Source organism: Desulfotalea psychrophila LSv54, from assembly GCF_000025945.1.
GTDB lineage: Bacteria > Desulfobacterota > Desulfobulbia > Desulfobulbales > Desulfocapsaceae > Desulfotalea > Desulfotalea psychrophila.
This window is the reverse complement of sequence record NC_006138.1, coordinates 426,175-448,101: the sequence shown is the minus strand read 5'-3', so window position 1 is coordinate 448,101 and position 21,927 is coordinate 426,175. Positions and strand designations below refer to the sequence as shown.

Genomic DNA, 21,927 nt, shown 5'->3' with positions numbered 1-21,927 from the left:
AGAGGGCGTGTTACAGCTATTTCATATTCAAAGAACAAGACAGCGAAACAGGGCACGATTTTAAGCTATGCTCTTTGGCAATGAGCAGTGCTTTTTCTCGACAGGAAAGAGGTGATATCGAGTATCCCCGCTATGATGTCGTCTCGTTGCTTCTGTGTGATCCTGCCTTCAAGCTTGAGCATATAGCTCTCATCGAATAACCAGCGACGCCTGTTGGTGGGCTGTGGCTTCTCATAGCTCTCTATTTTCTTTCGTGTTCGCTTTGTTTCATCTTGCCAATGATGGTTGGCGGCTTGGGCCATACGTTCACGATAGAAGGCACTGGTTGATAACCAAGTGGCTTTGAACCCACGCCAGCCATGATGCAGCATACAGGCTAAACAGTCGGCCGGAGAAAAGCTTAGAGCCTTTGCTTTGGCAATCTCAGTAACAATTGCTTTGATTCTTCCGCCAGCCAAGGCCCCCTTTGTTCGCAGGTAGGCAAGCATCTTTGTCCAAGTATCAAAAGCGAAGCCAGAAGGGATAAGCTCACGGTGGACTGTTTGTGCTTTGTCGGGCAGAGGATCGCCGATGGGGATTGTGTTCTTTTTTTCTTTTCTTTTATTACTTCTTTCTTCTTTCTTTCTTATTCGTATACCACATGCTGTACCGCCTTGGGCAGGAGTGGTGTTCTTGCTATCCTCTTTTACATCGTAATTGAGGATAGTTATGATGGTCGTTTGGTTGTTCTTTTGCTGGCCGATGATGTTGTCACGTTCAAGCAGAGATAAAAAGCGCCTTACCTTGCCTCTGCTCCACCCCCAATCGTTGGCGAGGGTGTTCTCGGATCTTGCCAGTTGTCCACGGTGAATAGTCACTAAACCACTACGTAGGCGAATTGTTCTTGTTTTGTGGCTGGCCCGTAAGTGCAGATCGACAATAGCCTGACCTTCTGAAAAAATCGCACCGTTCCAGCTCCAATGTTCTAGGAGTTCTCTGTCTATTTTTACCCATCCCTTGTTCATGGTTAGCCCTCCACTGCATGGTTGATCATCTTGCCAACCATATGGATATTGGCCTCGATAGCATTAAGGCAACCTAAGACATCGCTATGTTGAATCGTGAAGTGGGGTTCTTCTCCGCATGATTGCAAACTGTTGAGAATGGATTTGCAACGCTCCAGGGCAATCCCGATAGGATTGATGGGGAGTCCTTCTGGTTTTTGGATAGCTAGGAGAAAATCTTCAGGGAGTTGAGAGAGGTGGTCTACAGCAATATGGTCTTTACGCATGGTACTAGCTCCGTTTGGAAGTGGTCTAAGCCCATTTTTTGCGTCCAAACAAAAAAAAGGGCGACTATGCGGGTTGGACGACCGATCAAACGGAATCGGCAGACCCGAAGGTCTCCCACACAGTCACCCAAAAGCGACTATGCGACGGATACAGTATACCCGTAAAGGGCATAAAAAAACCACCAATAGTGGTGGCATGTATCCACCGTTTGCGTCCGAGCGTCCAAACTCGGCTGCTGGATTTTGCCAGCAACGAAAACAACATAAACTAGACAGGGGTTGTGTTGCAAGTTATTTTGCTTGGAGCAACGTCAGGTGGATATTCCTAGACCGTATGTTCGTACTTATTAAAGGTATTCTACGACATTCAAGCTATAATAAGATTGTAAACTTACACAGAGTATGCTAGTGGATTGTTATGTCTGATTAAACAGCAATATAGAAATGTGATTTGTGGATTTGGGCTGTTGAGAGGAGAAAAGAGTGAAATTACTTTTTTGGATTGGCATTGTCTTTACTTTGGTTGTCCCACCAATTATTGGTGTTTATTTTGGAGATCAGTCAACTAGTTGGGCTGCTGCATTATGTGGTGCATTTGTGACATTTGTATCAAGGCTAAGCGAGCTAGCAGAACTTTCATTAGGGCCGGTGAAAGCTAAGATGAAAGAGAAGGTTGACGAAGCGTCAGCAACTATAGAGCAGCTGAGAAATGTCGCTGTGGCCAATTCTGAAGCTACGCTAACCGACTTAATAGCAGGTAATTTTATCGATGGTATGTCTCAGGCCAAAAGACTCCAAATCCATGATAATATTATTTGCGCTTTAAGGCAGATCGGAGCAACAGATGCTCAAATTGAAAATGCAGAAAAAGATTGGAAAAAAGGAATTACGGTAATCTACCATAGAATTATCAGAAGGGTTGTGATGGGTAGGGAGCAAGCCAGCGTTATTAATTCTAAAACAACTGAAAACCAGAATGCAGCTGCTAGTGAGATGCAGGATCTATTGGACTTTGATAACTGGATGGCACCAAGCCCCCATCAAATAGAAATGATTTTGAAGAAGTATAGTGTTAGATCATCAGAAATTAATTTTTGGGTATCTGACTACAAGCACTTTCTAGAATGCAATGAAATCCGGCATGGAGATCAGTTTGTGAAGGAATAACTTCGGTGTTGATTGAAGCCAAGAGGCCGATCGTTGGTTTTTTTTGTCAAAAGAAATTGTCTGTGTAAGTAGGTGAAGAACTATGCAGACGAGTAGTTATAATAGATTATTCAAAATATTTGGAAATGTAATTTTTCTTTTCAAATAAAATGAGGCATGGGAATGGCGTTAGATATAGTTTGGGGAAATGTTAAAAATTCAACTGCGGCTAAAATACTTTCGGAGACATTACAAAATCTTGCTATTGATGGAACCTTGTACCTTGGGTATCCAATAATGGCGTCTGCCGATAATTCAACAACCGTTCAGGCCTTGCTACTTTCTAAGGTGCCTGGGTTGGTAGCCTTTAATTTTCCACCAATAGAAACTTGTGTTGAAGAGCTTCAAGCCCAACAAGACAGTTTAGCTTATGCAATTGAAGGTAGTTTAGGCAGACACGACGCATTAAGAGAAGGAAGGCGTTTAGGTGTAACTGCAAATATAGTTTCGTTTTTTCCAGCTAGCAACAGCTTTACTAATGAAACCAATGATAAATATTATTTTGCTTATCCCAAAAACATTAGCTTAATATTCACAAAGTGCGCCCCTGTTGACGAATCTTTTTTTCGATCGCTAGTTGCTGCCATCCAAAGGGTCACAACAATAAAGCCGATTAAAAAAAGAACAAATGTAAAAGGAACTGATTCACGTGGAGCTATTTTAAAAAAACTTGAAGTACAAATAGCAAATTTGGATCAATGGCAAAAGAAAGCGGCAATAGAGACACCAGAAGGGGCGCAAAGAGTTCGGGGGTTAGCTGGATCAGGAAAGACAGTAGTACTGGCGTTAAAAGCTGCGTACCTACATGCAGAGCATCCTGAGTGGGATATTGCAATTACATTTAATACTCGATCTCTAAGCCAACAATTTTTTGATTTAGTAGAAAGATTTTCTATTGAGCATTCTGGAGATAAACCAAATTTTGAAAAACTCCATATTTTGCATGCTTGGGGTAGTTACAGTGCTTCTGGGATTTATTCAACTATCGCTGACTCACTTAATGTTCCAGCAATGGATTTTGGTACTGCAAAAAATCAATATGGTTACAATAATGCTTTTCATGGTGCCTGTGGAGAATTACTAACTTATGCGAAGTCGCAACCAGTAGAACTGTACGATGCTGTACTTATAGACGAAGCGCAAGACCTTCCAGTGCCATTTTTTCAACTTGTTTATCTAGCAACAAAATCACCTAAAAGAATTGTTTGGGCATACGATGAACTTCAAAATCTAAATAATACTCAGATGACTTCTGTACAGCATCTATTTAATGGGAATGTTTCTATTAATAATGTTGAAAACTCGCCGCAGCAAGATATTATTTTACCAATTTGCTACAGAAATACTCCATGGGCTTTGACTTTAGCTCATGCTCTAGGGTTTGGAATCTATCGTGACGATGGTCTTGTTCAACTCTTTGATGAACTGTCACTTTGGCAAGAGATCGGGTATCAAATAGATAGCGGAAATTTAAATTTTGACTCTGATGTAACACTCAGTCGGCGAAGCGATTCATGCCCTAGGTTTTTTGATGACTTATTGACAAAAGAAGATGCTGTTATTACGAAAAAGTTTGAGGATGAAATTGCACAGTATGAATGGATAGCAGAACAAATCAACAAAAATATCACTGAGGATGAGCTTGACCCTGATGATATTCTAATAATATTACCAAATGCATTAACAGCAAAAACAAAATACCCTTTACTTGCTCAATCATTACAAAGACATGGAATAGATAGTCATCTTGCTGGAGTATCTTCAAGGTCAGATGTTTTCTTTATTCGTAATTCAGTTGTAGTTTCTAGTATATACCGAGCAAAGGGAAATGAAGCTCCCATGGTTTATCTTGCAAATTCAAATTATTGCGCACAAGGGTATGAATTAATTAAGTTACGCAACACTTTGTTCACAGCTATAACACGATCTCGTGCATGGGTGCGTCTATGTGGGTATGGTCGTAATATGGACATCCTAATTGATGAAATCCAACGCACCGTGGACAATTCTTATAAGCTGAAGTTCCATGTTCCAACGAAAGGAGAACTTGCAGAATTAAGATTGATAAACAGAGATCGTACACCTGAAGAGAAAGAAAAAATTCGTAAAGCTGAAGAATCAGCAAAAGGAATCCTCAAATTAATTGAAGATGGAACCTTGTCTCCTAGTAATTCTGCTGCATTGCAATCTTTATTGGAAAGCTTAGGGAAAAATCAAACCTCAACTAAACCAAATCAAAGCTAAGTTATGACAGTAAAGAAGACTCAATGTGCCATTATCAATATACTTAAAATTCTTTCAGAAAGGAATTTGTTGTACTTTTACAACATACCAGTGCTTCAGCAAGATAATGAGTCCGAGATGATAACGTGGGGCAGGCATGAAAGAGGTGCCTGTTACAATGCTGATGGTGCATTTGGTAAATTATTTCAATACCGTTCAATATTGGAGAACAATGCATTTCATGCGATTCTCAAAGATGGTGCGTTTATCAGAGTTTCCTATACATTTAAAAGAGGTAAGCTAAAAAAGCACAGTCTATGGTATTGGCCATGCCCTTTACTGATTCCTAACGATGATATAGAGAATGAAACGCCACTTGGAGCATTAGATTTGTATATGTCAAACTGGGAAGAGTACCTTGTCCTCCGGTCTCCTATGCGTTTCGATTTTGATGTTGAGCAGCAAACTATAGATCATCCAGCTTCACATTTACATTTCCAAGCAAGTTCATGTCGAATGGGAGTGGGCCACGCTATGAGCTTTGGCACTTTCATTAAATATATATTTAAAAATTTTTATGAAAGCGAATGGAATAATAATCTCTCAATTTGGGCCGACCTACCTATAGAGCTAGACGAAGAAAATAAAAACCACATCTTCGACACACAACAAAACCATCCTCATCTCAACTGGTCTAATAGTTCTCTGCCATAAATCACACCAAGCGTCAAAAAGGTATACCTTTCTGACACCCTTAAAATATGCGTCATAAAGGTCTGTTTTTATATTGTTGACACTGTTTCCAGAAAGGTCTAAGATGTTTTTATACAAATAATGACACTTTTTAGAAACAGAGGGCGTGGAATGAATATTTTTCTTTATGGTCGAGTATCAACAACAGATCAAGACACAGGTCTCCAAAAGCAGAAGCTACAGGCAAAATATCCAGAGGGTGTGTACAGGGAAGAAAAGAAGTCAGGTACAACCACAGCTGGACGTGGAGTCTTGCAACTTATCTTAGACATGATTCATGAGGGTGACAAACTCGTAGTATGGAAGCTTGACCGACTAGCAAGAAACGTATTGGATTTATCAAAGATCGTCCAGGAGCTTGAAAGCAAAGGTGCGACTATTGAAATTATTGATCAAGCGATAGATACAGCCACCGCCAGCGGTAGGGCTTTTTTGCAAATGTTGGGAGTCTTTGCAGAATTTGAAACGAACCTGAGGAAAGAGCGTCAGCTTGCAGGGATTGCAAAGGCTAAGGCTGATGGCAAGCACCTTGGTAGAAAAGCTATATTATCTGGCACTCAGAAAGCAGAAATTAAAGAAAAGAGAGCAAAGGGAACCAGCCCTACGGAACTGGCCAAAGAATACGGGGTTTCACGCGCCAGCATCTACAACATAAAATAGATCACTATGTAAAATGCCTAGCCATCATAAGGTACAAAATCAAGCACCTGGGTATCATGCAAGAAAACATTGAGAAAATTATCAATATCAATATCACATAGACATGCGATTTCAATCAAAGGCATCCTGTTATGACACCAAAGATTCCTTTCAGCCACTCTTTGTTTTAGGTCCTTCTCAAAAAGCAAACTATCAATAATAGCTTCTTTATCTATCTCTATCCAAATACTTTCAGTAAATCGGTGACATGAGGGCACAAAAGAGCGCCAAGATGACATTGGGTAAGTTTGAGTATATAATTCAGGATCAAAATCGTTGAAATTAAAAAGACTTATTCCACCAAGATATCTTACTAATGGCCAATGCTCTCGGCCTTGAGAGGTTGCCCAACGCTCTGAATCCGCAATAGGGGGACACCTGAGAATTGCACCAGAGGACTGCATACTCAAGAATCTGTCTCTGCTAGTCACATGCCAAAGGTTTCTTTTTAATAAATTTGGGAAATTTTGAGTCATGTTTTCTCACAATTATTTAAATATGTATGGTGATTTATTTCTCCTGTTAAGCATACGAAAATTCCACGCTAACATATTAAAAGCAAATCACAAAATATGATGTCATCGTGATGTCACAAAGCCAAAAACAAAAAAGGCACTTACAGTGAAAAACGTAAGCACCTTTAATGGCTGGTGATTCCGGCGCGATTCGAACGCGCGACCTCTGCTTAGGAGGAAGACGACCTTAACAGATGAGCAAAAGAGCAGTATTTCTCTGTGTGTATTTTCGTGTGTATTTGAAGGTGTTGATTTTTTTCAATTCTCCTTGTTACCCATGAATAAAGGGTTTGCAGGATTAGTTCGAATTCGACCTCCGCACCAATTGATTAGGGCGCAATTTCTAGAAATAGAAATTGCGCCCTTTTTTTGTGCTTTTTCCTCTTGAGGTAGTGCCGGTATTATCTATTCTGTATATGGTACTATTGAATGATTGGATGAAAAATGTATGTTTTGTGGGCTTTTAATGTAAGTAAACGCCACTGTTTGTTGAGCTGTGTCACTTTACAATATAATTTGGCGCATTGTGCACAGTGCACTATATCTATATATTGCTCATCTGGTACCAAATGTGGTACCATTAATGGTAAAAAGAGACGGTTTGCTGCTTATGTCAAAAAAAGATAAAATTACAAATTTGCTAAAGAAAGCGAGGAAGAGTCCCGCGAGTGTCTCTTTTAAAGAGCTTAAAAAGCTAGTTAAGGCGTTTGGTTTTGTCCATGACCACACAGACGGCAGTCACGAACAGTACAAACGTCACGATGATCCATACCATTTTTTGAACCTCCAACCGAGGGAAGGAGATAAAAAAATGGCTAAGATTTATCAGGTAAGAAAGTTTGTGCAATTCATTGACGACAACTCATTAGAGGAAGGGCTATAGAATGAAAGAAAAATTTACGAAAAAAATCCATTGGAGTGAAGAAGATGGCTGTTTCGTTGTAACTTTCCCTGAGTTTCCTCTTTTGTCTGCTTTTGGCGAAACCCAAAAAGAGGCATTAAAGGATGCTCGTATTGTCCTTGAAATGGCTATTAATTCACTTAAGAAAAATGGGATTTCATTACCTCAAGTTAAGCAGCCAGAAGAAGATAAGGGGTATAGTGGGCAAGTTCGTCTCCGTATGGGAAAAGAGCTTCACCGTGAACTCGTAGAACGTTCCGAAAAAAGTGGTGTGTCCCTTAACACCTACATAGTCAGTCAAATTGGTGGGGTGGCAAAAGAAGCAGGCATTTCTGATAAGTTGGATGAGATACTTGTGAATCAAGGAAAAATGATGGGTCACCATCAAGATCTACTGATGAAGCAGGAGGCTACTTTTCAAGAGGTAAGTTTATCTGGTGTGTATGAGAAAAGACAAACGCCAGGGGCATCACTTAATGAGTGGACTTCTGTTGTTAAGTCTGATTTTGAGTCTTCTGTTAACACTATTAATTTATCATCTAGGGGTTAAAGCATGCCAAAACATATAACATCGGTTGCATGTTTACGGGTTATTAAAGATGAGTTGACAGGGTTAATGTCTCTTCAAGATCTGGTGAAAGTTGGGTTTTACAACAAAAAAGAAGGTCCACACTTTCCAGGTTTTTTGCTTTTTTCCAAGTGGTACAGAGATGGGGGCGATGCAAATAGTGACGAGTTGTTCACTGTGAAAATAACTTTGCTGGATAGTGCAGAGAAGGCTATTGGGGTAGTAGGTGAACAAGAGTTTACAATTAAAGAAGGAACCTATGGAGGAGACTTCGGAACAAGGGTGGAAGGTGTAGAGGCCCCGGGCCCTGGCCGATACTTTTTTGAAGTCTCCTGTAAAAGTGAAGGTGGACGCTGGAAAAAAGTAACTCAAATACCAGTGGTACTCCGTGAAAAAGATTCTGACGCTGAGTAGGATAATCCAGATTGTACCCAAAAGTGTGTCATAAAAATCTGCCTTTTAAGTGGCTTAGCTGATTAATTCGTTTCCGACCTCCGCACCATTTGCTCAGGGCTCAATTTCTTCAATTAGAGATTGGACCCTTTTTTGTGCTTTTTTCCTAGCCTTCCCCTTTCCGCAGTAGCCCCGCTTGTCTTCAGGCAGTGCCCTGTAGTCCTCTTGTTCTTACATCCCTCCAATTGCCCCCTGGGCGGCCTCTCTGGACAGTGGGGAGCCCTTTAGGTCGGGTCTACGTCAAAGAAGGGGGGGCCGTAGGCAAATCCCTTTCAAGATATAGGTTATGTTGTTAACCCAAACTTTATTGTGAGCTGTAACAAACTTTCTGTCCGGGCATTTTCTGTAATTTATATCAGTGTATTACGTCTGTTCTTTCGAACTAATCCTTTGATATTTTACTGGACGTGTCAGCTTAACCACTCTTTTTTCCTCAAGTGCTTTTTTCAACCATACATTGAGTTGTGTTTTAACCACATCCAGCGATGATATTAGTTCGTCAACCGTTGTGGGGGATTCAAGCTTTTCTAATATGAGGGGCAAAACAGTTTCATACACTGTAGTGACTGAGTGTTTTGCAGCAGTATCTTCAACAACATTGGAAGACTCGGTTAATTCGATACTCTCTGCTTTAGGGAGCTCCTTGGCCGGTTCTTTTTGCCTCTCTTGAAAGTCGAGTAGGCTCATATTTTTCTGAGTACTCTTTTGGGCACATTGGGACGAAAGCTCAGTAAGCTGTCCCCTTAGATTTTGATGGTCAACCTTGTCTGGCCAAGCAATTGCACCTAAGCCTAAAAGCTTTGAATTGCCGAGTGGGACATCGTTCCCTTGCCTCACGAACACAGGAATAGAGTGTTCTCGTTTTAACTCTTCATCTGCCCCAGCCCAAGTTCCGCCTTTTTTATGTTCGGCGCTTACAACCAGACCATAATCAGCCATGGCATAAATAAGCTTATTTCGCCCCATAGCGGTTCCAACGGTGAACCGTGCATTGGGGTGACAAGCAGAAATGAGTAGTAGCCTTCCCCTTGCAATTGCTTTACGCGCAGTACGTTCCAGGCTCTTTTTCAGAAGGCTATCGGCAAGAACTCCAATAGTCATGCCCCCGGCATCAAGTGCCGCTGTCATCGAAAACTGATCTACACCACGGGCACCACCTGACACGACAGGCATCCTATTCTGAGCACATAATGCACCTACCTCTCGTGTAAAATTCCCGCCTATTTCATCTACATTTCGAGAACCTATGATCGCGAGACCACCACCAGTTAGTAACGAGCGATCACCAACACCAAAAAGCAATGGCGGAGCTTGCTTACCCAAATGATTTTTGTATCGTGTTGGGTAGTCAGTATCACTTCGGCTAATAATCCAGATACCATTACGCTGCCACTCCTCAACGGCGAAGCCTAGTTGAACTCCACGTCCGAGCAAGGCCTCTAACCGTTGTTGGTATATTCCTGATCCTTTTGCTGCTGGGTCGATGTTTTCTTGCTGTAGCAAATCTTTTGGTCGCATGCCAGAACTGATCAACCAATCAACAAGCTTGTTGTAATCTCCCTGCGACAATGGCTTGGTAGAGCTGTCTTTTCCAAAGAATCCGCAAAGCAGGATTATTGCCTTTGTATCATCTGTTAAATAGTTACTCATAAATCAATCCATTCTTTAAGAATTCAGCGCTAGAGCTAAAGGATAAACTGCGGTGCAACCAACTTGTCGTAATAGGGCAGCCGCAACAGTGAAAGTCCAACCAGAATCAACCATGTCATCAATAAGCAAGCATGGGCTATATGCTCTAGATTCGAGATTAACCTTAAAAACACCATCCAAATTTCTTGCTTGTTGAAAGCTGTTTTCCATAGTTTTTTGTTGTTGATTATTTTGTACTTTTACAACGCAATCTACGAACGGTATCTCTAACGCCCTAGCCAGACGTTTTGCGAAATTTGGTACCAAATCAGGATGGTTGATAGATGGTATACAAGTAACCCATTTGGGTGCCTCCTCGGGTGCCCATTCTCGCAACATTTCCACACAAGCTGTCACCAAGACATCAGAAAAATGATTATCCTCATATTTCCCTTTATAAATCAATTCGCCCCATCCGGCATCACGCCAGAGACTTAACGCACGACCCTCAGATGCTATTAAATTCTCTCGTATCATGCCAGAAAAATTGTAGGTTGGTAACGGGTTGTGGGGTGGCCATTTTTTTTTTGCTTTAACGGGTTGATAACTCCGGCGCAAAAAAAGGCCCGCCTTATTGGCCAAGTCATTATCGTAGCTTTCATCGAGCCGTAACTCTGGTGCGCAGTTTTGGCATTTTCCACAATTTTGAGGTGCTGGATCATCCAGTGCATCTTGCAGAAATGCCATTAAGCAACCAGTATGTTGCATGTACTCATGCATTTGCTGCTGTTCTTGGCGACGAATGGCAGTGATTGCATCTATGTTTTCTTGGTTAATTCTATACGTTGAAGCTGTGGCAGTCGCATTCCACTTTGTCCCAACTTTTACAACTGGTGCGGGTGACTCAGCAGCAAGATAGTCTATGGTGTTCATAATTTGTTTAGTCCGAAGATTCAAAACTTTTTCCATAGAGTAAGAAGATAGACCGTCATTTGATTCATCAAGCACCCTAATTACTTCCGATATATGTTTTTGTGGAGGAAAAGCACTACGGATAAAGAAGTCCGTAATCTGATCGTCTTCTGTTCCACTCAATAAAATGCCATATGCCTCTTCAACAGCCCGCCCTGCACGACCAACTTGCTGATAATAATGAACAACAGAACTAGGTCTTTGAAAATGGATAACAAACCCTAAATCAGGCTTATCAAAGCCCATCCCCAGTGCAACTGTTGCGACCAGTACTTTTACTTCATTATGAAATAACTGTTGTTCAAGATCCTCTCTGTTAGGAACACCATTGTAGTAAGCTTTAGCATCTATATTAACTAGTTGAAGCCACTCAGTGACTCTATCAGCATCCCTTTTTGTCAAAGTGTAGACGATGCCGCTAGCAGGAAGTTTAGGAATGGTCTGGGCAAGCCAAGCCAATCTCGCAGCAGAGCTTGGCATTGTTATATTCTGAAGTCTAAGGCTTTGACGAACAAGTGAACCTCTTATGAGTTCAATGTCATCACCCAATTGCGATTTAACGTCATCTACAACCCTATTATTAGCAGTCGCTGTTGTTGCAAGAACAGGGATATTTGATGGTAAAGCTTGGAGCACCCGTACAATTTGTCTGTACTTGGGTCTGAAATCATGCCCCCAATCAGAAATACAATGTGCCTCATCCACAACAAACAATCCTACCTTATCAGCCATAGTTGATAAGATATTCTGTCGAAAATCATCATTACCTAACTTCTCAGGTGAGATAAGCAGTACATCAACTTGATTGGCTTCCAGTTCTGTTTGAACGGTGTCCCATTCCTCATTATTGGTACTGTTAATTGTTTTTGCTCTAACACCAATTCGTGTAGCCGCCTCAACTTGGTTACGCATTAGCGATAAAAGTGGTGATATCAATAGGGTCGGACCAGCCCCCTGCTCACGCAAAAGCTTAGTTGCAAGAAAGTATACCATGCTTTTTCCCCAACCTGTTCGCTGAACGACTAAAACCCGTTTGTTATTCAGCAACTGCTCAATACTTTCCCATTGCCCATCACGAAAATTTGCTTCTGGTTTATTAAGGGCATTTCGCAGGTACCCTATTGCTCTTTCTTTCATTTTGCACCTCAATGTTTAAATTAGCCAAGGTTATAAAAAGTTTTTGTGAGTGTGTAACTTGGCCAACCTACAGCACTTTTGTTGTAGTTCCGAGAAATTGATGATTGATTGGTACAGTAAGTACAGCAGATTAAAATTTGAAAAGTGAGTGAGTTGGAGATGGGGCTTCCGATCTTGCACTTCAGTCCAAGGTTTGTTTAATGGAAAGCAAAAAATTACTGCCAATTCACCCAAGAACAAAGATACCACATATCGATCTTCGTGAACTAGGATTTGTTGCATTTATTCTAACATGTTAGCCTGAACTGTTTATCCATAAACCTGTACTAACCTTTTCAGGTATTCTTACCTGATCTCCACCTTGAGCAAATCGCCCCATAAGCGAATAATTTCCAGGACGACGGGAAGCCCAGCCCCTTGTCGGTAAACTGGGTGGCAAGACAGGTAAGTAGAAAAGCAAAGTCACCATGTACATAGAACTTCACTTTCCCTTCTCAGGAGAACTAAGAGGTTGAGAAAAGCTTGCATTGTTTCTCGTTCAGTTGTTTCATAGAAGTCGAAAAGACGCTTTTAGAGGTACTATGAACCATGAGGGGCCTTGGTTGTGAAAATCAATTTAGAGGAGATTTTATGAAGGCAATAATTTTAAGAGCAAAACCAGACGGCATCAATCGGGAAGCACAATTTTTAGAAGGTTGCATCAGTATAGGCTGGCCATGCGGTAAGGATCTAACTGGGGAAAATCGGTCAGAAATAGAGAGGGCTTTGTTGGGTCGTTATCCAGATATATCAGCTATCTCGGTGTCTATGGTTGATATATTTGTTCATATGCCAGAGGGTGCTTTAGTCTTAACGCCCTCTATCAGAGATAAAAAACTTGTGCATATTTTTAAAACTAAGACGACCTGTCGGTATAATCTTGTAAAAGAGATCTCGCCAGAAGGAAATCCGCATTTCATTTTAGTCAAACATCTCAAGACCGTCTCTCGAAAAGATCTCCCTATGCCAGTGCGTAAATCTTTGTCCGGGGCACGTAAGACCCTCTCAAGTATTTCTCAGCACCACATGCTTATAGAAGACTTTATAAACAATGATTTTCGGCGACCTGAGGATGAAGATAGTCAAGTAAAAGGGATACGGGATGAAGCAATAAAAGTTCTTTGTGATTTGTTGGCAAGCGAGGACGAGCATGTGCGTCTACAGGCCGCTATTGCCTTGCTTGGGGCAGAATAAAAAAAATAGGCTGGTTTTTAAGCTTTTTCATACATTTGGCGTTAACTTTTACAGAGCAGAGGTGAAATTTTGAAAACTTGGTTAGTAAATACAAATAGTAAAGACAAGAATGGTAATCCCAATGCGTTTAAATACATGCTCAGACAAAATAAGGCTGCAGCATTTTATGGAAAAGCCAGTGAAGTAGATAAAATTGAGAAAGGTGACCTTGTTCTTCTCTATCACAATAAAAATAGAATAATTTCTGTGGGTGCAGTGGTGACGCCCTATGAAGGTCATGACTTCAGTGCTATGGCAAAAATAGAACATTGGGTAGATGTGAATTGGTTATGGAAGGCTGATTTTGACAGTGATTTTAAGCCAACCAACTCAATAAACAGAAATGATATCGGTATTACTATGGTGAATGGTACGGTAGTCAATGTTTCTAGCCAAGTAAGTTACAAAAAGCTCTTTGCCGCGATAGCCTCTCACCAGAATTTTTAAAAGTTAACAGGCATTCTGGGGCAACTCAGTGTTGATGCCGACCTCAACCATCTACTCAGGGCACAATTCCCAGAATTGCGCCCTTTTTTTGTTCAGCCCCTTTCTTTGAGGTAAAACCCCTATTTCTTACCTAGGGCTCCTGCCAGATCGACCTGAGGCAGTGGAGGAGCATGTGAATCTAAGCTGTTACTAGCCCTGTTTATAACATTGGGAAAACGCCCTGTTATGCTCCTTGTCTTTCAGCTAGCCCCTCTAAGTCCCCATCCTGTAGAGAGTCAAGCACCCTATCCAGTTTTTCCTGTATCTCTTCGGAGCGACTTGCCGTGTCCATCACAATGGTGAGCACCTGATTGGCATCCTGACCATAGAGCCCCTTAATCTCTTTTAGCATGCCATTGTCCAAAGAGTAGCAGAGGGTGTTGGCCATATCGCTCACCACCAGTGGTGAGTGGGTGCTTACCACAAACTGACAATGAGGGAAGGTCTTGCTCAGATTGGCAAGGACCGTACGTTGCCAGCGCGGGTGGAGATGCATATCAACCTCATCGATGAGGATGATTCCCTCCCCTTCAAGAGGGTTTTGCCGTCCAGGATTCATCATGGCCAGACGTCGGGCAATATCACCAACCAGGGTCATCAGAGACTTTTCTCCCTGGGAAAGTTGGGCTACATCAAAGGTGTCTCCATCTTTGTCGATGGCCATATGCAGGCGTGGTTTTCTTCGTACTCTCAGATTGGTAAATCCGGGCATAAAGCTACTGATGGCGGTCCGTACTGCTGTGAGCTGTCGGTCTCTGTTTGAGGCATTCAGCTTTTGTAACTCCTGTTGCAGGCTGCTGTTTTCCTCTGTAAGCTCCTGTAGCTGTTTCAAGATCTCAGGGGGGATAATCGATTCGTTTTCTGTATCCTCTCTTTTTCTGAACCACTCAAAGAAACGTTTGAAATCAACTCCTTGCTGTAGTGAGTTGTCGTATCCATCGAGCTGGAGAAAGCTATGCTTGCCCTTTATCCGTAGAGGTATTTCAATAACAACACGCTCAACAGAATAAAAAGCCATGAGCGGTAAAGCCGTTTGTTCATCTGCCGAGAGTCGATCGCGATAGGCGTTTGCCAAGAGACTCGCCTGTTGTAATAGGCTCTTATGTTCTCCCTTTCGTCCCTTTCGAGATTTGGCAATTCTCCACTCAAAGGTTGAGGGGGCAGAGAGATCTTTTGCAGAGGAGGTAGTGATATTTTTATCAGAAACTTGAATATCAATCGCTGCGGAGTTTTTGCTATTTTGGATAACGAGTTCTGGGATAGGGCTACCACTGCCCGCCTCGCTTCGAATGCGAGAGACCAACCAGCTTAGGGATGTTGCCAAAGATTTTAATAATGAGGTCTTGCCTGCACCATTATTACCAATAAATACAGTAATATTGCTGTTGTTCTCTTTTGTGGGAGCGAGCAAAATTTCCAGTTGTTCAAAACAGCCTATATTATGCAGTTGAAACCTTTGTACTTCCATATTCTATCCTTGGGTGTGAGTGTGGTTGATCCATTTTCTAATCTTACCCTAATGACAAAATTAGTTCGAAGGTCTTGTCGTTATCAAGCTTTTTTTCTCTTTTTCCCCCCTCTCCTTCCCTTCGGCAAAAAGGATACAGCTCTATGGTGAGACTGTCGGGAGTAAGTCTGAAAATATATCCCCGCTGGTGATAATGGAAATTGTGAGATCGTTGTGGGGGAGTCAGCTATTTTCATCTCTTACAATCATCAGGGACCCAATACATAATCTTTGTAAAATGAATATTTGTGTAATCCATATCTGGACGGAGATATCAGCCTGAAAGAATGGCTGATCATGGGATTTGGGGAATTTGTGTTTTAGGCAATGCCTGAATTGGTATTGGAGATATTATCTGCCATGGAGCAACCCTATAAAAAGTTTTCACATATTCGGTATAGCAATATCATGCTGATTCCGCCCCATATGCCCGTGTATGCAAATGGGGGCAATGCATTTGAAATGCAATGGGGGGCGGGGTATGGTAAGTAATTGAAATGTGAATATATCACCTTTTTGAAAAAGCCGTTTTTTGTTCGCAGCCAGTTTTCTATAGGCCGCATTATTGTAAATCCTTTAGGGAAAAGGTTTGGCTGTCCGGTTTTTAATGCTAAGTGTAATTTGCATTAAGATAAAATTAGAATCTAAAAAACGAGGTAAGTGCTATGAAAAAAATTGGACTATCATTTGTTATACTATGTGTTTTGGCCAGTACCGTAGCAATGGCCTCCGACAAGCAAGGAACCAGTAAGGTTGGTGGACCATCTGATGAGGAACCCTGTACATGTGTTTTCAACAATAACCGCCAGTGGAATCCGGAAAAAGTCTTGTGGAATAATGCATATTGGAAGTGCTCCAACTATAAAAATGATGGAACATGCTCGGAAGTAAAAAAAATCGAAGATATTATTTTAGACGAGCCAGCAGTCATTCAAGACAATAAAATCGAACGTAAATCATCAGGTAAGACACCCGTTAATGTTAAACAAAGTGATGTCAATGCCATTGGAAGGGACTGTAAGATTATATTTAAGAATGGCGATGTTTTGTCGGGGACATTACAAAATCAAACGTTTTCAGTCAAAGCTACTTATGGCACCTTGCCAGTTAATACGTCTGATATTTTAAGTATTACTTTTAAATAAACTACGTGTAAAATTCAGTTAAAAAATGGGATATGCTTACGGCCTTGTTGCACAAATAGAAGTTGCTAGCTGTTGGTCCCCCTCGACGATTGGTAGGCCGCATTATTGTAAATCCTTTAGGGAAAAGGTTTGGCTGTCCGGTTTTTAATGCTAAGTGTAATTTGCATTAAGATAAAATTAGAATCTAAAAAACGAGGTAAGTGCTATGAAAAAAATTGGGCTATTATTTGTTATACTATGTGTTTTGGCCAGTACCGCCGCAATGGCCTCCAACAAGCTAGGAACATCTAAGATTGGCGAAAAAGCTGATGAGGAACCCTGTACATGTGTTTTCAACAAGAACCGCATGTGGAATCCGGAAAAAGTCTTGTGGAATAATGCATATTGGAAGTGCTCTAACTATAAAAATGATGGAACATGCTCGGAAGTAAAAAAAATTGAAGATATTATTTTAGACGAGCCAGCAGTCATTCAAGACAATAAAATCGAACGTAAACTATCAGGTAAGACACCCATTAATGTTAAACAAAGTGATGTCAATGCCATTGGAAGGGAATGTAAGATTATATTTAAGAATGGCGATGTTTTGTCGGGGACATTACAAAATCAAACGTTTTCAGTCAAAGCTGCTTATGGCACCTTGCCAGTTAATACATCTGATATTTTAAGTATTACTTTTAAATAAACTACGTGTAAAAGTCAGTTAAAAAAGTGGATAAGCTTACAGGAGTAATTCAAGACAATAAAATTGAATTGAAATTATCAGGTATGACGTCCATTAATATCAAAATGAGTGATGTCAAAGCCAATATGGCTGGAGTAGTACAATAAGTGCAACAGACTAAGTTTTGAAACACATTTTAAGAAGTTGGAATCAGTTATGTTTGTGTGGAAAGGATGGGGGATTCTCGTCTTAATCATTCCGTTAGTAAGTTCATGGGGCCTTGTTGCACAAATTGGCCTGAATACAACAGAGCGCTGAAGCAGCGGCGTTGACGTTTTGGGTGGACAAGAAAGCGATTGAGAGTTGGTACATCAGGACAGCGTGGTCGTAGTCACAAGCACACTGATGATGCATGATTTGTTTGATGGAACCATTTACGGTCTTTCTCTCAGAGGAGCTGAAGGTTTTCTAAATTCAATTTTTGACCTGATGGTCATTGATCCCCGGGCTTTTGATACACCTGTTAGCAGGCGTGCCCAAACAGTTAAGGTGAATTGAAAGGCACAGGATATCACCAACGGTCAAGCAGGTAGAGCTGTGATTAAAGCTTTGAACAAGATTAGCGCTTTAGGAATGCCTGTTCGAGAAGCTGTTTGCTAAGATGGCATGGCGTAGAGGGAAGATGATTTTCTTCCCTCATGATTTATGCAACAAGGCCGTAAATAGCAAAAAAACCTGGCAAGGTATTTTATTAGGTCAAGCGGAGCCAATAGTCTCGGAGGCTTTTCCGTTCGCCCTTATACTGTAGCATGCCCTGGTCGATCAGATATTGAAGCCGGCTCGTCAGGAAGACATCGCCGAGCAGATTGTGAGCATCACATCGCCCCATTGCCTCACCGACAATTTTGGCCGCCCATGTCCATTGGCTGGAGCATCGCTCCATCAGCAGGCTGTCATAGTAATCTACCGGTACTGAAATGATCTCTCCAGCTTCCCATCTCCTCAGGGTGCTCTCCTCATCTCTTGTCTGAATGAAACTCTCAACAAGTACGGTGCGATCGGCCCTCTCTAAAATTTGACCTTGTGCAAATAGTCTGACCAGGGTTTCCGGGTTCTGGGGAGCAATATAGGGAAGCTGCTCCAATCCCGTAGCCCCTACCCGCATTATGGTTCCAGCGTAGTTACGAAGATACCAGCATGCCATTTCTAAAAACGTTTTCTCGGCAGCGTTTTCACCAGCCCAGATACATACCTGCTTAATGGACCCCTTGTCCAATATTTCACTGAGTGAGAGCCAGGGGGCTAAGGTATTAATCTCATCCTCCTCCTCATCTGCATATCCGCGGGAGCAATCACGTAGATATTTTTCACGGGCAGGGCCATTTTTTAAGGGACCATGACTGAAATCATCCTGGATGAGATGAACGCTGCCGGGTAAACCAAATGACTTGCAGGCAAGACGTAGGCACCCCCCGGCGCTTCCTCCTTGCACGAGATGTACAATGAAATTATTAGGTGTCATGTAAGCTCCGGTTGGGCAAATGATTTATTGGTTGTTGGGCTCTTTGAGGGGCTGATGGTCAAATACGATATCTCGACCCTGTTCATCGATGACAGACATGTTTGCTTTTCCCACGCTGTTGATGGTGTAAGTCTCTGTTATTACAGAACTAGTACCGTTGCCCACTGATCTACCCTTGAGGATCAACTTTCCTGTCAGCAGTTGCCACGAGGTGTAGGGCAGAGTGGCCATATTGATTGAAACGGCAACTCCATTGGGACGTAGTTCAAAACCTTCGACTTCGCCGGGCATGCTTTCTATCGGTCGAACCCATCCTCCGATCATATCCTCGTGCCTGACTGCATCAGCGGACATATAGATATCGTCTTCAAGCAGGTTGAATTTGTATATGCCCAGTCCTGCAATTGCTAGAAAAAGTACCAGAACGATCGAGAAAATAAATTTCATTTCATTTCATTTTTAGATGTTGGCTCGGCGCCTTGACTTATCTGGAAAAGCCTGCAAATCCCACCGCCCGTCGTTTCTGCTGACGAGGCCAGGACGTTTTCCCGTTTACTGAGAGGGCCCTTTTCAGCAAGAGCAGGGAAATTCATATGGGGCTGGCGGGTGCTTCCTTTTTATATAAGGGGCCGGCCAGATCGACCTGGGTCAGGTAGAGGCGCATATCAAATTCGAGCTGATGGTATTCAGGCTCTATATGTTTGCAGAGTTGGAAAAATGCCTTGTTGTGCTCTTTCTCTTTAAGATGGGCCAGTTCATGGACGACAATCATGCGGAGAAGGGGTTCCGGGGTATTCCTGAAGGTGGAGGCGATGCGGATCTCATTTTTAGCCTTGAGCTTACCACCCTGCACCCGTGAGATAAATTTATGCACCCCCAGGGCCTGGTGTTGCATCTTGATTTTTGCGTCAAAGAGTATCTTGCTCAGGGGCTGTGATTGCTGAATGGAACTATTCTTTATTGCCATCACATAGCGGTAGAGAGCCTTGTCTGTCCGAATCTCATGCGGCTTTGGATATTTCTTCAGCAGGAGCTTATCTAATTTCTGTTCTGCTATCAGGCGCTGGACCTGCTCTGTGATATGGTCTGGATATCCCTGTAAATATTGTAATTCCTGCACTGCATCACCTGGTTGATTATTGAAAATGGCGGCTTGGATTGGCTATGAACTACTACAGATGAAGAGCAATACCAAGATAAAAAAAGGGCGAGGCATTTTGTCTACTTCGCTTCCAGAAAGACCCTTGGACCTGTTTCTTTCAGAATCCTGTATCTCTCAAGGATTGCAGAACGGGTACTGAGAAAATCTTTTTGGCTGTGGATATGGATATATCTCCATTCTGTCGAGTCGCCTTCAAGTTGGTCAATGCCAAGGCTGTCTAAGAATGGAATGTCGTCTTTGTTATATTCATGGATGTTGAGTTTTAACAAAGGTTTGCCTTCTCTTTTGATTCTGGTGGCAGTCATAAACATGTTCTTCTCTCCTCTTTACCTTTTATTGCCATATTAACATGATAAATACAGATCGATCACGAGTCAGGGAAAATATTTACATACACAATATCTTATAACTGACCTACAATGTATGGAACAGCTTTTTTTACTCAAAATGCTGTTTCTGCTTGTTTTCAGGCCACTTCAATAGAGGAATAGCGGGGCAAACCTAAGATTGCTGCAGGGCAGCGTCTTTAACGGAGGAAAATATGAGTGAAAAAGCAACCCTGACTGTTGGCGGTGCAAGTTATGAACTTGATGTTACCAGTGGAACGGAGGATGAGAGGTGTATTGATATTCAATCGTTACGTGCTAAATCGGGCTATATCACCATGGATCCAGGCTTTGGCAGTACTGGTGCCTGCTTCTCTGATATCACATATGTTGATGGTGAGAGAGGAATCCTGCGTTATCGTGGCTACCCTATTGAGCAGATAGCGGAGAGGGCAAGTTTTGTGGAGACATGCTCGCTGATTATCTATGGTGAACTTCCCGATGCAGAAACCCTGAACAGGTTTCGCAGGGCCCTGGCAGAACATGCGCCACTGCACACAAGCCTCTATCACTACTTTTCCGGATTTCCCGAATCGTCGCCTCCCATGGCGATTCTCTCGGCAATGCTTAACCTGGTCTCCTGTTTCCACCCCGGTGTTCTGGAGGTACACTCAGAGGGGCATGGCTTTGATCGAACTGCCGCCCTCCTCCTGTCCAAGGTTCGAACCATAGCAGCCTGGTCCTATCGGATGTCTGTCGGCAAACCCTTTAATCAGCCAAACCCCCATCTCACTTACTGTGCAAATTTTCTGCATATGATGTTTTCCGAGCCCTTTCAAGAATATATCCCCAGTCCAGCTGTCGAAAGGGCTTTGGCACTTTTCCTGATACTCCATGCCGATCATGAGCAGAACTGCTCGACCTCAACGGTGAGAACAGTGGCCAGTTCCAGGGCGAACCTGTTTAGTTCCGTCGCCTCAGGGGTATGTGCCCTTTGGGGACCCCTGCATGGTGGTGCCAATGCAGCCGTGATAGAGATGCTGGAAGAGATTATGGCCTCGGGCCGGAAGATTGACTATTATATCAACAGGGCAAAGGATAAAAGTAACGATTACAAACTGATGGGCTTTGGCCATCGGGTCTATAAAAATTTTGATCCCCGGGCCAGCATCCTCAAGAAGAGGGTTTATGAGGTACTTGCAGAGCTGCACAAATCCGATCCTCTGCTTGATATTGCCCTGGAGCTTGAGGAGAAAACCCTGAAAGATGAGTACTTTATCAGTCGTAAACTCTACCCTAATGTCGATTTCTATAGCGGCATTCTTCTCAGGGCAATAGGAATTCCTCCGGAGATGTACACGGTGATGTTTGCCATTGGTAGAATGCCCGGCTGGATAGCAAATTGGCGGGAACTGCATGACCAGAACCTCCGTATTACCCGGCCACGTCAGGTCTATACGGGGAGGCAGGAGAGATCCTTTGTCCCCCTTGAAGAGAGGTAAGCTTTTTTGGCGCTC

General features: G+C 42.4%; 22 protein-coding genes. 12 read left to right on the top strand and 10 right to left on the bottom strand.

All coding sequences use genetic code 11. From position 1 onward, the window contains the following. Positions 1-65: 65 nt before the first annotated feature. Together DP_RS16520 and DP_RS02070 are read right to left on the bottom strand one after the other, a co-directional pair. Positions 66-1,004, bottom strand: a complete 939-nt coding sequence (locus DP_RS16520) for a hypothetical protein (protein ID WP_011187663.1) — start codon at positions 1,002-1,004, stop codon at positions 66-68. A 2-nt stretch (positions 1,005-1,006) separates the two neighbouring features. After that, positions 1,007-1,270 (bottom strand): hypothetical protein, encoded by a 264-nt coding sequence (locus DP_RS02070; RefSeq protein WP_041277514.1) that lies wholly within the window; start codon positions 1,268-1,270, stop codon positions 1,007-1,009. Between the two features lie 483 nt (positions 1,271-1,753). Between DP_RS02070 and DP_RS02065 the strand changes: the two genes are divergently transcribed. The 4 genes from DP_RS02065 (at position 1,754) to DP_RS02050 (ending at position 6,112) form a co-directional block, all read left to right on the top strand. Next, complete coding sequence (locus DP_RS02065; protein ID WP_011187660.1) at positions 1,754-2,437, top strand: hypothetical protein; 684 nt, start codon at positions 1,754-1,756, stop codon at positions 2,435-2,437. 162 nt (positions 2,438-2,599) lie between these two features. Continuing rightward, positions 2,600-4,720 carry a DEAD/DEAH box helicase gene (locus tag DP_RS02060; protein WP_041277513.1) on the top strand — a complete coding sequence of 707 codons (2,121 nt, stop codon included), beginning with the start codon at positions 2,600-2,602 and terminating at the stop codon, positions 4,718-4,720. A 3-nt stretch (positions 4,721-4,723) separates the two neighbouring features. Continuing rightward, positions 4,724-5,413, top strand: coding sequence for a DUF2290 domain-containing protein (locus tag DP_RS02055; RefSeq protein ID WP_011187658.1), 690 nt, complete (start codon positions 4,724-4,726; stop codon positions 5,411-5,413). Between the two features lie 150 nt (positions 5,414-5,563). Further along, the gene (locus DP_RS02050; RefSeq protein WP_041277512.1) at positions 5,564-6,112 is read left to right on the top strand and encodes a recombinase family protein; all 549 of its coding nucleotides are present in this window, start codon (positions 5,564-5,566) and stop codon (positions 6,110-6,112) included. Positions 6,113-6,129: 17 nt separating this feature from the next. On the opposite strand, the gene DP_RS02045 is transcribed toward DP_RS02050, so the two are convergent. After that, complete coding sequence (locus DP_RS02045) at positions 6,130-6,627, bottom strand: hypothetical protein (protein WP_011187656.1); 498 nt, start codon at positions 6,625-6,627, stop codon at positions 6,130-6,132. 622 nt (positions 6,628-7,249) lie between these two features. Between DP_RS02045 and DP_RS02040 the strand changes: the two genes are divergently transcribed. Genes DP_RS02040 through DP_RS02030 form a run of 3 tightly spaced genes read left to right on the top strand, consistent with a single transcriptional unit; the run spans position 7,250 to position 8,549 of the window. Then, positions 7,250-7,549 (top strand): type II toxin-antitoxin system HicA family toxin, encoded by a 300-nt coding sequence (locus DP_RS02040; protein WP_156792184.1) that lies wholly within the window; start codon positions 7,250-7,252, stop codon positions 7,547-7,549. 1 nt (position 7,550) lies between these two features. Beyond that, positions 7,551-8,117 (top strand): type II toxin-antitoxin system HicB family antitoxin, encoded by a 567-nt coding sequence (locus DP_RS16515; protein WP_011187654.1) that lies wholly within the window; start codon positions 7,551-7,553, stop codon positions 8,115-8,117. A gap of 3 nt (positions 8,118-8,120) precedes the next feature. Next, positions 8,121-8,549 (top strand): hypothetical protein, encoded by a 429-nt coding sequence (locus DP_RS02030; protein ID WP_011187653.1) that lies wholly within the window; start codon positions 8,121-8,123, stop codon positions 8,547-8,549. Between the two features lie 402 nt (positions 8,550-8,951). Here DP_RS02030 and DP_RS02025 read toward each other — a convergent pair whose 3' ends face one another. Further along, positions 8,952-10,238: a DNA-processing protein DprA gene (locus DP_RS02025; RefSeq protein WP_011187652.1), complete on the bottom strand. Its 1,287-nt coding sequence runs from the start codon at positions 10,236-10,238 to the stop codon at positions 8,952-8,954. A gap of 15 nt (positions 10,239-10,253) precedes the next feature. Further along, positions 10,254-12,326 (bottom strand): RecQ family ATP-dependent DNA helicase, encoded by a 2,073-nt coding sequence (locus DP_RS02020; RefSeq protein WP_041277510.1) that lies wholly within the window; start codon positions 12,324-12,326, stop codon positions 10,254-10,256. A 630-nt stretch (positions 12,327-12,956) separates the two neighbouring features. Between DP_RS02020 and DP_RS02015 the strand changes: the two genes are divergently transcribed. Further along, positions 12,957-13,559, top strand: coding sequence for a hypothetical protein (locus DP_RS02015; protein WP_041278210.1), 603 nt, complete (start codon positions 12,957-12,959; stop codon positions 13,557-13,559). Positions 13,560-13,628: 69 nt separating this feature from the next. After that, positions 13,629-14,045, top strand: a complete 417-nt coding sequence (locus DP_RS02010) for a hypothetical protein (RefSeq protein ID WP_011187648.1) — start codon at positions 13,629-13,631, stop codon at positions 14,043-14,045. Between the two features lie 223 nt (positions 14,046-14,268). On the opposite strand, the gene DP_RS02005 is transcribed toward DP_RS02010, so the two are convergent. Next, positions 14,269-15,552: an AAA family ATPase gene (locus DP_RS02005; protein ID WP_011187647.1), complete on the bottom strand. Its 1,284-nt coding sequence runs from the start codon at positions 15,550-15,552 to the stop codon at positions 14,269-14,271. Positions 15,553-16,256: 704 nt separating this feature from the next. On the opposite strand from DP_RS02005, the gene DP_RS16510 reads away from it, so the two are divergent. Beyond that, entirely contained in the window at positions 16,257-16,736 is a 480-nt protein-coding gene (locus DP_RS16510) for a hypothetical protein (RefSeq protein ID WP_011187646.1), read from the top strand. 205 nt (positions 16,737-16,941) lie between these two features. Further along, positions 16,942-17,421, top strand: coding sequence for a hypothetical protein (locus tag DP_RS16505; RefSeq protein WP_011187645.1), 480 nt, complete (start codon positions 16,942-16,944; stop codon positions 17,419-17,421). Positions 17,422-18,151: 730 nt separating this feature from the next. Here the strand turns inward: DP_RS16505 and DP_RS01990 are convergent. From DP_RS01990 to DP_RS01975, 4 genes are all read right to left on the bottom strand, one after another. Continuing rightward, on the bottom strand, positions 18,152-18,922 hold the full coding sequence (locus DP_RS01990) for a DUF1835 domain-containing protein (RefSeq protein WP_011187643.1): 771 nt from the start codon (positions 18,920-18,922) through the stop codon (positions 18,152-18,154). Between the two features lie 24 nt (positions 18,923-18,946). Next, the gene (locus DP_RS16500) at positions 18,947-19,369 is read right to left on the bottom strand and encodes a lipocalin-like domain-containing protein (protein ID WP_011187642.1); all 423 of its coding nucleotides are present in this window, start codon (positions 19,367-19,369) and stop codon (positions 18,947-18,949) included. 142 nt (positions 19,370-19,511) lie between these two features. After that, positions 19,512-20,042: a M48 metallopeptidase family protein gene (locus DP_RS01980; RefSeq protein WP_011187641.1), complete on the bottom strand. Its 531-nt coding sequence runs from the start codon at positions 20,040-20,042 to the stop codon at positions 19,512-19,514. Positions 20,043-20,143: 101 nt separating this feature from the next. After that, positions 20,144-20,395, bottom strand: coding sequence for a hypothetical protein (locus DP_RS01975; protein WP_011187640.1), 252 nt, complete (start codon positions 20,393-20,395; stop codon positions 20,144-20,146). Positions 20,396-20,625: 230 nt separating this feature from the next. Between DP_RS01975 and DP_RS01970 the strand changes: the two genes are divergently transcribed. Next, positions 20,626-21,912: a citrate synthase gene (locus tag DP_RS01970; protein WP_011187639.1), complete on the top strand. Its 1,287-nt coding sequence runs from the start codon at positions 20,626-20,628 to the stop codon at positions 21,910-21,912. Positions 21,913-21,927: the final 15 nt, after the last annotated feature.